Origin of the sequence: Halorussus ruber (assembly GCF_004765785.1) — an archaeon.
Classification (GTDB): domain Archaea; phylum Halobacteriota; class Halobacteria; order Halobacteriales; family Haladaptataceae; genus Halorussus; species Halorussus ruber.
This window is the reverse complement of the sequence record NZ_SBIT01000006.1, coordinates 378,421-390,210: the sequence shown is the minus strand read 5'-3', so window position 1 is coordinate 390,210 and position 11,790 is coordinate 378,421. Positions and strand designations below refer to the sequence as shown.

The window sequence follows — 11,790 nt, the reverse complement described above, 5'->3', positions numbered from 1 at the left end:
CTTCCGCGAGGTAAAACGACGAACCTCATCGTTCAGTAACTGTTTTAGCCATGTCGAACCAGCAACTGCTGAAACATGGTTGCAAGCGTTCGCCGTCTGGCACAATTCCACTAACTAAACACGATGTCACATACCCACCCAACTTTTATTACAGATACCGAACAATTCAGTTTCACGTCGAATGAAGCTCTCTCTCCTCCGTCGGTGACCGGACCAGCGTCCGCGGCCACGACGACTGTCGATTCTCGGTAGTCGGGCAGTGCGAGCGTCGTGCGGTTCGTGTAGTCGTCGTCGCGCGCAGGGCGGCGTCCGGTTCGGGCCTGCGATTTCGTCGGTTCAGCGCAGAACCAGTCGAGGTAGCGCCGAGCAATCGCCCACCATCGAATCCATCCAATGCAATCCCGACACGCAAACACGCAGTCCCGAGACGTAGTCATCGCCAAGCGCGCGGACGACGGCGCTCCAGACGCCGAGACGACCCCCGACGCCGAGACCACACCCGACACCGAGGAGATACGCCGATTGGCCGAGGCCGCGGGCCACGAAGTCGTCGCCGAAGTGACCCAAACCCGGCCGGAGGACTCCTCGCTCCAGTTCGGTCGCGGCAAGGCCGAGGAGTTGGCCCGGACGGTCGAGGAGACCGGTGCGGGCCGGGTGGTGTTCGACAACCTCCTCACGCCGACTCAGACCGTCGAACTCGCCGCACTCTGTCCCGACGGAACCGAAATCGTGGACCGACACCGCCTCGTCCTCGACATCTTCGAGGCCCAAGCCGGAAGCAAGCGCGCCGCGCTACAGGTAGAGCGCACCAAACTGGCGTGGAACCTGCCCCGGATTCGGGAGAACACCGACGAGCAGTCGATGAACAAGTTCACCGAGTCCGGCACGCGGTACTACGACGTGTTGGACCGCATCGACGAGCTGGACCGGAAACTCGCGGACCTCGGCGACGACGCCGAGGCCCGCAGGGAGCGACGGCGCGAGGAGGGCTTCGAGTTCGTCGCGCTGGCGGGCTACACCAACGCCGGGAAATCGACGCTCCTGCACCGCCTCGCCGACGACCTCGATTTCGAGGCCAGCGGGGCCGACCACGCGGACCTCGACGCGACGGCCGAAATCGAGGACCGCCTGTTCGAGACCCTCGACACCACCACGCGCCGGGCGACAATCGACGGCAGACGGACGCTCGTGACCGACACCGTGGGGTTCGTGAGCGACCTACCCCACGACCTCGTGGCCGACTTCCACGGCACGCTCTCGGCGACCGAGACGGCCGACTGCGCGACGCTGGTCGCCGACGCCAGCGACTCGCCCGCGGCGTTGCGCGAGAAACTGAAAACCGGCTTCGACCTGCTGGACGACGCCGAGGGCGAGGTGATTCCGGTCCTGAACAAGGCAGACCTCCTCTCGGAGTCGGAACTGGGCGAGCGCGAGGCGGTTGTCCGGAAAGTCGCGGGGAACGCCGACGTGGAATGCTCGGCCAACCCCGTACCGGTCAGCGCGACCGAGGGGCGAAATCTGGACACGCTCCGCGAGCGAATCGGCGACGCGCTGGCCGACCGCCGCGAGGCCGAACTCGTGCTTCCGAACGACGACGCGGCGATGAGTCTGGTCTCGTGGCTCTACGACCGGGCGTCGGTCTCGGAGGTGGCGTACCGCGACGACGAGGTGCGCGTCGAGTTCGAGGCCAAGGAGTCGATAGTCGAGAAAGCGCGGGCGAAGGCCGACGGTTTCGAAGTCGAAGCCTGACGGTGTACCGTCGGGTCAGACCCCGCCAGCACCGCCGCACCCGGCCGCCCCACTGCCCGCACCGGCACAGGCCGCCGCGCTGGCACCAGCCGCACCGCCGCCCGCGACCACGGCCATCCCGGAGTTCTGGCTGTAGTCCTTGCACTCGCCCCACGCGACCGGCGCGACCTCGTCGTCGATGTCGTGGCCGTCCGTCATCGCCTCGCGGAGCGCCTGTACGCCGAATCCGGGGTCCGAGACGAACCGATTTGCGAGGTCGGTCGTGACCGCGACTCGGCGACACTCCTCGGCCTCGAATAACTCGTCGCCGTCGAACGTGAACTGCACGTCGAAGTGGCGGACGAAGACGTCCTCGAAGGCCGGTTCGAGGGCGCGGAGCGCCTCGCCGACCAGCTCCCAGACCGTGTCGTAGTCGGGGTCTTCCACGTCCTCGCCGAGCGAGAACCGCGCGATGGGGACCGTGACGGGCTCCTCGTCGGGTCCCTCGTTGACCACCGCGACGCCGGTCACGGCGGCGTCTTCGATTCCGTGGGCGTCCGGGTCGGCGCTATTCCGGAGCGCGTCGTCGGCGCTCTCGCGGGCGTCTTCGATTCGCTGTTCCTCCTCGTCGCCGTCGCCGAGCAGTCGCTGGATGAGTCCCATCGGTTCTGGTATCGTAGCCGAATGGCTTGAAAGTTGACGTGAGTCTCCCTCGATTCGCTGGGGTCGGCGTCGGACGCTCCCGGACCACCGATTCGGCAATGGAACCTTTGAGGCGCGAAACCGTACTCGGGTTCCATGAACACCGCAGCGGTCCTCGTGGCCGGACTCGAACAGGAAGGCGTCGAACACGTCTTCGGGCTTCCGGGCGAGGAGAACGAAGCCACCATGTTCGCGCTCCGGGACTCGGACGTCACCTTCGTCCCGGTGCGTCACGAGCAGGGCGCGGCCTTCATGGCCGACGTGTACGGCCGACTGACCGGCGACGCGGGGGTGTGTCTCTCGACGCTCGGGCCGGGCGCGACCAACCTGCTGACGGGGGTCGCCGACGCCAACCTCGACAAAGCCCCGCTCGTGGCCATCACCGGGCAGGGCGGCCTCGAAAGCCTCCACGTCGAGAGCCACCAGAAACTCGACGTGGTGGAGATGTTCGCGCCGGTGACGAAGTGGAACGCCCAGATTTCCGACCCCGGCATCGTCCACGAGTCGGTCCGGAAAGCGTTCAAGACCGCCGAGTACGAGAAGCCCGGCGCGACCCACCTCGAACTCCCCGAGGACGTGGCCGACGAGGACTGCGACGTGGAACCGATGGAACCCCGCCAGCGCGTCCGGCGGCCCGAACCCGACGTGCCATCCATCGACAAGGTACGCGAGTTGCTGGCCGACGCCGAGCGACCCATCGTCATCGCGGGCAACGGCGCGGTCCGGACCGACGCCAGCGACGACCTCCGGGCGTTCGTCGAGAGCTACGACCTCCCGGTCGCGGCGACCTACATGGGCAAGGGCGCGGTCTCGGACGACGACGAACACTCCCTGCTCACGCTCGACTCGGGCGAACACGAGGAGGCCTCCGACGCCATCGAGTCGTCGGACCTCGTGATAACGGTCGGCTACGACATCGCCGAACACGACCCCGCCGACTGGAACCCCGAGAAGGACACCACCATCGTCCACGTGGACAGCGAACCCGCCGAGGTCTACGAACACTACAACCCGGACGTGGAAGTCGTCTCGGACATCGCGGCGGCCGTCCGCGAACTCGACGCCTGCTGTGAGGAAATCGACGCCGAGTTCGAACGCGGGTGGTACGACGACCTCAGAGAACACATCCTCGCCGACGTGTCCCCGGAACCCGACGAGGGCGACGCCTTCACCGTCAAGGCGGTCCTGCCGTACCTCCGAGACGCGATGGACGCCGAGGACGTCCTCCTCTCGGACGTCGGGAGCCACAAGATGGCCATCGCTCAGAACTTCGTGACCTACGAACCCAACACCTGCATCATCTCGAACGGGCTGGCCTCGATGGGCATCTCGGTCCCCGGCGGCCTCGCGGCCGACCTCGCAACCGACGCGAACGTCGTCGCCGCGACGGGCGACGGCGGGTTCATGATGAACGCCGCGGAAATCGAGACCGCGACCCGGATGGGCCGGGAGTACACCATCCTGCTGTTCCGCGACGACGAGTACGGTCTCATCACCGAGGAGCAGGTCGAACACCGCGGCGAACACTTCGGCACCGAACTCCAGAATCCCGACTTCCAGACCTTCGCCGAGAGCTTCGGCATCGAGGCCTACCGGCCCGAGAGCTGGGACGAACTCGAAGACGCGCTCACGGAGGCAGTCCCGAGCGACGAGCTGTCGCTGGTCGAAGTCGTCCTCGACTGAGGCCGGTCCGAGACCCGACCACCGAACACGTTCTGCCGGGTTGTCACCGACCGGGAACCGGAGAGGGTTTCTATCGCTCCTTCCGCGGAACCTGCAAGTATGAACGCGGAGACCTCCGATACCGGTGGCGCGTCGGACCGACGAAGGTGGTTCGAGAACGTCTCGAACTACGACGGCGTGGTCGATACGACCGGCAAATCGAAAGTCGCGGTCGAGGTCGGTGCGAAGGGCGACAACGGTAACTTCGCGTTCGGTCCGGCCGCGGTCCGGGTGGACCCCGGCACGAACGTCGTCTGGAAGTGGAACGGCAAGGGCGGGAGCCACAACGTCGTGAGCGAGAGCGGCGCGTTCGAGTCCGAGATGGTCGGCGAGGAGGGCCACCAGTTCTCACACCTTCGAGGAGGGCGTGTTCAAGTACGCCTGCTCGCCCCACAAGGGATGGGCATGAAGGGCGCTGTCGCGGTCGGAACGGAAGGTGCGACCGAGGCGGAGTCGGCGTCCGCGTCCGGCGACTCCGGGATGGCGACCGACGAACTCCTCACGCTCGGGGTCGGCGGGGCGCTGGTCGCGGGACTCCTCGGTCTGCCGTTCTCGGAGATGCGGCGACGAGACGGCGAGTAGGTTTCCTCACTCAATCGTCACGTCCTCTTCGCTCGCGTCGGCCTCCTGCACCCAGACTGTCTTCTTGTTCACGAACTCCTCGATGCCGTGTTCGGCCAGTTCGCGGCCGTAGCCCGAGTCTTTGACGCCGCCGAAGGGGACGCGGGGGTCGGACTTGACGAGTTGGTTGACGAAGACCATCCCGGCGTCGATGCGGTGGGAGAGTCGCTCGCCGCGGTCGAGGTCCTGGGTCCAGACCGAGGCCCCGAGACCGAGGTGAACGTCGTTGGCGACCTCGATAGCTTCCGCCTCGCTCTCGACTTCGAAGACGGCCGCGGCGGGACCGAAGACCTCCTCGCAGGCCGCCACCGAGTCGCGGGGCACGTCGGTCAGGACCGTCGGCGGGTAGTAGAACCCCTCGCGGTCGAGGGGTTCGCCGCCGAGTTCGAGGGTCGCGCCCTCCTCGACGGTGTCCTGTACCTGCTCGTGGAGCGTCTCCATCAGGTCCTCGCGGGCCTGCGGACCGAGGTCTGTCTCGTCGTCGGTCGGGTCGCCCACCGCGAGGGCGTCCATCTCCGAGACGAACTTCTCGAGCCACTCGTCGTAGACGTCGGTGTGGACGATGAAGCGTTTCGCCGCGATGCAGGACTGCCCGGCGTTGATGGTCCGGGCCGTCGCGCCGGTCTTCGCGGCGGCGTCTAAGTCCGCGTCGTCCAGCACGACGAAGGGGTCCGAGCCGCCGAGTTCGAGGACCGACTTCTTGAGGTTCTCGCCCGCCGTCTTCGCCACCGAGCGACCGGCGCGGGCGCTCCCCGTCAGGGTCACCGCGACCACGCGGTCGTCTTCGATGACCTGCTCGGCCTCGTCGGAGCGGATGATGAGCGACTGGAAGACGCCCTCCGGGTATCCGGCTTCCTCGAAGACTTCCTGAATCGCCTGCGCACAGCCCGGCACGTTCGAGGCGTGCTTGAGGAGGCCGACGTTGCCCGCGGTCAGGTGCGGCGCGGCGAACCGGAACACCTGCCAGAACGGAAAGTTCCACGGCATGACCGCCAGAGTCGGCCCGAGCGGCTCGTAGGAGACCTTCGCCTCGGCGTGGGGCGGACTCGGCCGACGCTCGTCGTCGAGATGGTCGGCGGCGTTCTCGGCGTAGTAGTCGCAGACCCACGCGCACTTCTCGACCTCCGAGACGGCCGACGCGAGCGTCTTGCCCATCTCGCGGGTCATCAACTCGGCGTACTCCCGTTTGTTCTCGCGGAGGACGTCGCCCGCGTTTTCGAGGAGTTGCTGGCGCTTGCGAATCGGCACCTCTCGCCACTCCTCGAAGGCGTCGGTGGCGCGAGAGAGGGCGTCGTCGACGTCCTCCTCGGAGTCGTCGGGCACGGGTTCGAGCGCCTCGCCAGTCGCGGGATTGAATCGGTCCATGACGTGCGGGATACGTCTCCGAGCGGGTTGTAGCTTCGGGCGGGATTAGGAGAATCACTGTATCTTGGTGTAATTGCGAGAGCAAACAGCAGAACCAGCGTGACCGCAACTGCGATTGGGGCTGTGAACGTTTTTGAAGCCCCCGCCCGGTCGCGGTCGCTGAGTGACATGTCGGCGCTCTCCGCACCGGAAGACAAACCACGTCTTCCGAGCCATCATCGTCCGAAAATCGGAGGTTTTCGTGATCACGAAAGGCTTCGCCTTTCGAACGACCTCACTTCGTTCGGTGAGACACCGCCCGCGCCGATAGAGGTCACTCAGCGACCAAGCTCTTCGAGCGCGACCGGGCGGCCCCTTCATCCTACCCATATCGGCTGGTCGGCCGAGCGCGCCCCGGTGGTTCGCTCTTCCCGATTCCTTCAGACGAAATTACAAATCCGGACGCTGTACGGAGGCCCATGCCCTCCAGCGACACCGCTTTGCCCTCTCTGTCCGGCACCAGTTCGCGCCGGAAACTCCTCCAAATCGGTGGCGCGGCCCTCTCGGCCTCGCTCGCGGGGTGCGTCGGCGGTGCGCTCGACCGAATCTACGGGTTCGACGCCGAGACGGGCGAGCAGTTGTGGAGCCACGACGAGAACGGCGCGATTCGCGCGCCGCTGTCGGTCGCCGACGGGGTCGTCTACGCGGGGAAACTGAACGGGAAACTCTCCGCGCTCGCCGAAACAGAAACTTAGACACGTGCTAGACGATTGTTTTAATTTGTTTAGTAAATATATAGTTGTTCTTGGGGTGGATTCGACCTCGTTCTCGGCCCGCCCGGGCGACCGTTTCGACCGCACGTTTCAGACCACTCGCTCGGACACGACAGAAAGCAAACGCACCCGGTCTGAAACTGACGGAACGGTCGTTTAAAACCGGCTAACCCGATTCAACACTTCGTTTCTGTTCGGGGGTTTTTGTCACTCGGTGTCGTAATCCGCGCCACGGCAACCCCACACGGGGACCGGGGATTACGATGAACGTCATCGAGGGGGCACGAATCAGTTGGCGCAACATCCGCGAGCACAAACTCCGTTCGACGCTGACCACGCTCGGGGTCATCATCGGCGTCGCGGCGGTCATCACCTTCGTCACGCTCGGCGCGAGTCTCCAGCAGGACATCATCAGCACCGTCGCGGGCGGCAACGCCGCGACGATGTACGTGACCGCCCAGTCGCCGGGCGACAGTCGCGTCCCGTCGCTCGGGGGCGGCGGGTCGGCGGTCTTCACGCAGTACGACGTCGAGCAGATACGCAACGTCGAGGGGGTGGAACTCGCCGCGCCCGAGAGCGGCATCGCGGCCGGGTCGATGACGTACAACAACTCGTCGGTGGGGAGACAGTGGATTACGGTCTCCTCGCCGGGCTACTTCCGGGTGCGGAACATCTCGTTCGACGCCGGGAGACCCTATCGGATGGGCGAACGCGAGGTGGTGTTGAACCGCCCGGCGGCCCGGATGTTCAACGAGAACGTCTCGGTCGGCGAGAACATCTCGTTCACGAGGGCCGCCAACGGCGAGGTGCTGAACGCGACGGTCGTCGGCATCGTCGAGCCCAAAAGCGGCGGGGCGGTCGCCGGGTTCACGCAGGGCAGCAAGGCCCAACCCAGAATCTACGCGCCGACCCAACCCTACTACGAGCGGACGGTGTCGAGTCCGAACCTCAAGACGCGCCAGTTGGTCTACGGGCGGGTCCTCGTCAAGGCCGAGTCGCCCGGACAGGTCGATGCCGTGCAGGGCCGGGTGTACAACTACCTCGGCGAGCGGTCCGACGCTCGACAGCTCAAGGCCCAGTCCTACCAGTTCGAGGTCACGACGCAGGACCAAATCATCGGGCAGGTCAAGCAGTTGACCAGCACGTTCACCGCCTACATCACCGGCATCGCGGTCATCTCGCTCATCGTCGGGTCCATCGGCATCGCCAACATCATGCTCGTCTCGGTTACTGAGCGAACCCGCGAAATCGGCATCATGAAGGCCGTCGGCGCGCAGAACCGCGACGTGCTTCAGTTGTTCCTCGTCGAGGCCGTGATGCTCGGCGTCCTCGGGTCGGCGCTCGGCGCGGTCGTCGGCGTCGCCGCGGGGTACGCCGGAGCAGAAGCCATCGGGCTTCCGCTGGCTTTCCAACCGGTGTGGTTCCTCGCCTCGGTCGCGGTCGGCGTCGTGGTCGGCGTCCTCGCTGGCCTCTACCCGGCGTGGGACGCGGCCCACACCGACCCCATCGACGCGCTCCGGTACGAGTAGGTGTGCCAACAATCCTCTATAAGCGCGGTATCACGTCTCTCGCCCGATTCCGGGCGGCCGAAAGACACTTTATTCGTTTCGAACTGTTTTCGCCGAAACCGGGCGTTGAACGATTTGAACTCCCAAGTAACGACGCCGACGCGAGAGACACCGATATTCGGGAACGAAATAGCCCCCCGATAACAAAGGGGTCCCCCGTAGAAGCGAGAGGCGAGACCGACGAGCGTCCGGCTCGGACGCAGGAACCCCCTATGACCGAACAGAACATCGCACAGGAGACGACGGTACGAGAGCAAGGTTGGAAACAGGAACTACTCTGGCTCGCACCCGCGCTCCTCTCCGGTATCGTGCTATTTTTCGTGTATCTCCGCTCGCATCCCTACCCCTCGTTCGGGGCGGGCCTCTATCTGGCTATCGCCGAGCGCATCTCCGAGTTGGGCTACGCCCTCCCGAAGTCGATTCCCCACTACACGAAGGACGGCGTCCCCTTCTCGTACCCGCCGCTGATGTTCTACACGGTCGCCGCGATACGCGACCTGACCGGCCTCGACCCCATCGCTATCTCGCGGTACCTCCCCGGCGTCGTGACCGTCGCGTATCTCGTCCCGCTGTATCTGTTCGCCCGCGACCTGCTCGACTCGCGCCCCGAGGCCGCGCTGACGAGTCTCCTCGTCGCGGTCACGCCGCCGGTCCTCCAGTGGCACATCTCGGCGGGCGGCATCGTCCGCGCCCCCGCCTTCCTGTTCGCGCTGTCGGGCATCTACTCGGGACTTCGGCTGTATCAGGACCGCGACCCCCGGTGGATGGTGCCCTCGCTCGTACTGTTCACGCTGACGGTGCTGACTCATCCGGTCTACACCGTCTTCTTCGCGCTGTCGTACTTCCTGCTGTTCGTCCAGTTCGACCGCACCCTGAAGGGACTCGTCTGGGGCGCGGTCGTCGGCTTCGGCGGCCTGCTTCTGGCCGCGCCGTGGTGGACGCAGGTCATGGCTTACCACGGCGTCGACGTGTTCACCGCCGCGGCGGGCACCCACGGCGGCATCGGCGGCGGCATCCCGTCGGTCTCCGCGCTTCTGAGTATCCCGGTCGAGAGCGCGTTCCTCGGAACCCTCTGGTCGCTCGTCCCCGCGCTCGGCATCGTCTACCTCCTGAAGGAGCGACGCTTCTTCCTCCCGGTCTGGTTCCTCGCGGTGACGGTCGTCATCGGGAAGGCCCGCTTCTCGCTGGTCGTCGGGTCGTTCATCACCGCGGTCTTCCTGCTGGAGTGTGTCGGGGTATGGCTCAAGCGCGAGTCCCGCCTCGGCGTGGGTCGCCGAGGAGTCGTCACGGTCGCGCTGGTCCTCATCGCCACGGTCGGCCTCGCCGGTGGCGCGATGTACACGACCAGCGAGATGGACGCCCACGCTGGTAGTCCGTCGCTCCCGCAGTTCATCACCCACGACGACGTTGAGGCGATGGAGTGGGCCGAGAAGAATACCAAGCCAAGCGCCACCTTCGTCGTGCAGGGCGACGCCGCCGAGTGGTTCCCACAGCAGGCAGACCGCTCGATGCTGGTCGGGCCGTGGGGCGTCGAGTGGGAGGGCCACGAACCGTACAACCGCCAACTGGGCCTCTTCCGGGATATCTCGTCGTGTAACAGCGCCCACTGCATGTCCCAGACGCTCTCCAGCGCCGGGGTCAATCCGGACTACATCTACCTGCCGAAAGGTAAGTTCACGGTCCGGGGGATGCAGTACCAGCGCACCAGCAGACTGGCGATGTCGATGCACCTCTCGCCGCGCTACCGGACGGTCTACGAGAACGACGGCGTCATCGTCTTCGAGGTGATGGGCGGGGAGCAAGGCGATAAGAACTCGAACGAACAGGGCGGAAATTGACGAAAACGGAAGTTCAGCGGCTCAGAACAGCGGGTCTAACTCGTCCTCGTCGTCCTTGATCAAATCAGTCGTCTTCTCCTCGCTCTCTTGGCGAATCTCGTCGATGTTGTCCTGCGTCTCGATTGCCACGTCCTGTAGCTCCTCGACGCGGGGCACCTCCGAGACGCCCGACAGGAGGACGACGCCCGCCACCTGCTGGGACCCGCCGACCGGGTAGTCGCCGCCTCTGACCTCCATCGACCCGGTCTGGTTTTCGAGCCACTTGCGACCCTTCTCGACGCCCTTCCGGTTCAGGTACTCCGGCGGCCCGCTGGCGACCAGCAGGGAACGCTCCGCGCTGTCGATTTCGCAGGGCAGGGTGAGTCGCCCCAGCGCGGCTTTTCTGACGAGGCTGGTAATCCGATTGGTCGCGTGAGTCGAGTCCACCTCGTCGGTCCCGTCGCTCTTGAACCGCGAGAGGAGGCCGCCCGAGGGGTTGTCCACCTCCTCGGCGGCGTAGCCCACGGTCGAGACGCCGCCGGTGTCGAGCGTGTTGATGATTTCGCTGGAGTCCACGACGCTCTCGCCGACCGCGTCGCCGCGCTCGACTTCCCCCGCGCCGAACAGGATGCCGAATCGCTTGACGATCTCCTCGTTGATGCGGTCGTAGCCCGACCCGACGCTCTCACCCGATTCTCGCCACGCGTCGTTGTCGAACACCAGCAGGTTGTCCACCTCGCGGGTGAACGTCTGGAAGGACCGCGCGGCGTTGAGCGTGTAGATGCCGCCCTCGTCTCTGCCCGGCAGGATGCCCAGACCGTAGACCGGTTCGGTGTAGATGCGCTTGAGGTACTTGGCGAGGACCGGCGCGCCGCCGGAACCGGTGCCGCCGCCCATCCCCGCGACGATGAGGAAGGCGTCGATGTCGTGGATTGGAACGTTGTCCACCGCGCCTTGAATCTCGTCTATGTCCTCCTCGGCGATTTCGGCACCCAACTCGTTGTCCGCGCCGACGCCGTGGCCCTTGACGCGGGACTGGCCGATGAGGACCTGATTCTCCTCGGGCACGTACTCCAGTCCCATCAGGTCGGCCTTCGCGGTGTTGACCGCGACTGCCGAGCGCACGGCCTCGCTGCCGGTGCGCCGGTCGTACTCGATGAACTTGTCTACGATTTTGCCACCGGCCTGCCCGAAGCCGACCATCGCTAACTTCACGGCGACCCCTCCGTCGCGTAATTCAATCGGTGCCTGTCGTCGCCGCTGACAGCACCTGTAACTCCGAAACTACCCCCGTACTGGTTGGTATACATTCCGTAGCCCCCGCGGGGGGAAACCACGGGTATCGGTATAAATCCTCAGTACGGTTTTGTCCCCGAAGCGATAACTCGCGGCGTCAGGTGGGGCGTAACCCACTCGCTCCCGCGTCGCCCCGCCGTTTGCCCGTTTTCCGGCCATCCCTCTCGGCGTCCTGAAGCGTTCTCGACGCCCACAGGTAGAAATTAGGACGACCTGACG

At 65.6% G+C, this 11,790-nt stretch carries 9 protein-coding genes and 1 pseudogene; 7 read left to right on the top strand and 3 right to left on the bottom strand.

What is annotated here, in order from left to right; all coding sequences use genetic code 11:
• Both EPL01_RS11270 and hflX read left to right on the top strand, forming a co-directional pair.
• Positions 1–118, top strand: a pseudogene (locus EPL01_RS11270) (IS6 family transposase); the annotation flags it as partial.
• 275 nt (positions 119–393) lie between these two features.
• Positions 394–1,749 (top strand): GTPase HflX, encoded by a 1,356-nt coding sequence (gene hflX, locus EPL01_RS11265; RefSeq protein ID WP_135825356.1) that lies wholly within the window; start codon positions 394–396, stop codon positions 1,747–1,749.
• Between the two features lie 15 nt (positions 1,750–1,764).
• Here the strand turns inward: hflX and EPL01_RS11260 are convergent, their stop codons facing one another.
• Positions 1,765–2,391, bottom strand: coding sequence for a hypothetical protein (locus EPL01_RS11260; protein ID WP_135825355.1), 627 nt, complete (start codon positions 2,389–2,391; stop codon positions 1,765–1,767).
• Positions 2,392–2,526: 135 nt separating this feature from the next.
• On the opposite strand from EPL01_RS11260, the gene EPL01_RS11255 reads away from it, so the two are divergent.
• A complete protein-coding gene (locus EPL01_RS11255; protein WP_135825354.1) occupies positions 2,527–4,113 on the top strand; it encodes an acetolactate synthase large subunit in 1,587 nt (528 codons plus the stop codon).
• 99 nt (positions 4,114–4,212) lie between these two features.
• On the top strand, positions 4,213–4,734 hold the full coding sequence (locus EPL01_RS11250) for a halocyanin domain-containing protein (RefSeq protein WP_246045677.1): 522 nt from the start codon (positions 4,213–4,215) through the stop codon (positions 4,732–4,734).
• A 6-nt stretch (positions 4,735–4,740) separates the two neighbouring features.
• Here EPL01_RS11250 and EPL01_RS11245 read toward each other — a convergent pair whose 3' ends face one another.
• Positions 4,741–6,138, bottom strand: a complete 1,398-nt coding sequence (locus EPL01_RS11245; protein WP_135825353.1) for an NAD-dependent succinate-semialdehyde dehydrogenase — start codon at positions 6,136–6,138, stop codon at positions 4,741–4,743.
• A 458-nt stretch (positions 6,139–6,596) separates the two neighbouring features.
• Here EPL01_RS11245 and EPL01_RS11240 point away from each other — a divergent pair, with 458 nt between their 5' ends.
• The 3 genes from EPL01_RS11240 (at position 6,597) to EPL01_RS11230 (ending at position 10,296) form a co-directional block, all read left to right on the top strand.
• Positions 6,597–6,872 (top strand): PQQ-binding-like beta-propeller repeat protein, encoded by a 276-nt coding sequence (locus EPL01_RS11240; protein WP_135825352.1) that lies wholly within the window; start codon positions 6,597–6,599, stop codon positions 6,870–6,872.
• Between the two features lie 281 nt (positions 6,873–7,153).
• Complete coding sequence (locus tag EPL01_RS11235) at positions 7,154–8,419, top strand: ABC transporter permease (protein ID WP_135825351.1); 1,266 nt, start codon at positions 7,154–7,156, stop codon at positions 8,417–8,419.
• Between the two features lie 251 nt (positions 8,420–8,670).
• Positions 8,671–10,296 (top strand): ArnT family glycosyltransferase, encoded by a 1,626-nt coding sequence (locus tag EPL01_RS11230; protein ID WP_135825350.1) that lies wholly within the window; start codon positions 8,671–8,673, stop codon positions 10,294–10,296.
• A gap of 21 nt (positions 10,297–10,317) precedes the next feature.
• Here EPL01_RS11230 and EPL01_RS11225 read toward each other — a convergent pair whose 3' ends face one another.
• Entirely contained in the window at positions 10,318–11,490 is a 1,173-nt protein-coding gene (locus tag EPL01_RS11225; protein ID WP_210424127.1) for a tubulin/FtsZ family protein, read from the bottom strand.
• Positions 11,491–11,790: the final 300 nt, after the last annotated feature.

What these genes read in the sequence shown, in the direction of transcription:
- EPL01_RS11250 (WP_246045677.1), top strand. Translation starts at nt 4,213, where the DNA reads ATGAACGCGGAGACCTCCGATACCGGTGGCGCGTCGGACCGACGAAGG.
- hflX (WP_135825356.1), top strand. Translation starts at nt 394, where the DNA reads ATGCAATCCCGACACGCAAACACGCAGTCCCGAGACGTAGTCATCGCC.
- EPL01_RS11255 (WP_135825354.1), top strand. Translation starts at nt 2,527, where the DNA reads ATGAACACCGCAGCGGTCCTCGTGGCCGGACTCGAACAGGAAGGCGTC.
- EPL01_RS11245 (WP_135825353.1), bottom strand. Translation starts at nt 6,138, where the DNA reads ATGGACCGATTCAATCCCGCGACTGGCGAGGCGCTCGAACCCGTGCCC.
- EPL01_RS11260 (WP_135825355.1), bottom strand. Translation starts at nt 2,391, where the DNA reads ATGGGACTCATCCAGCGACTGCTCGGCGACGGCGACGAGGAGGAACAG.
- EPL01_RS11230 (WP_135825350.1), top strand. Translation starts at nt 8,671, where the DNA reads ATGACCGAACAGAACATCGCACAGGAGACGACGGTACGAGAGCAAGGT.
- EPL01_RS11240 (WP_135825352.1), top strand. Translation starts at nt 6,597, where the DNA reads ATGCCCTCCAGCGACACCGCTTTGCCCTCTCTGTCCGGCACCAGTTCG.
- EPL01_RS11235 (WP_135825351.1), top strand. Translation starts at nt 7,154, where the DNA reads ATGAACGTCATCGAGGGGGCACGAATCAGTTGGCGCAACATCCGCGAG.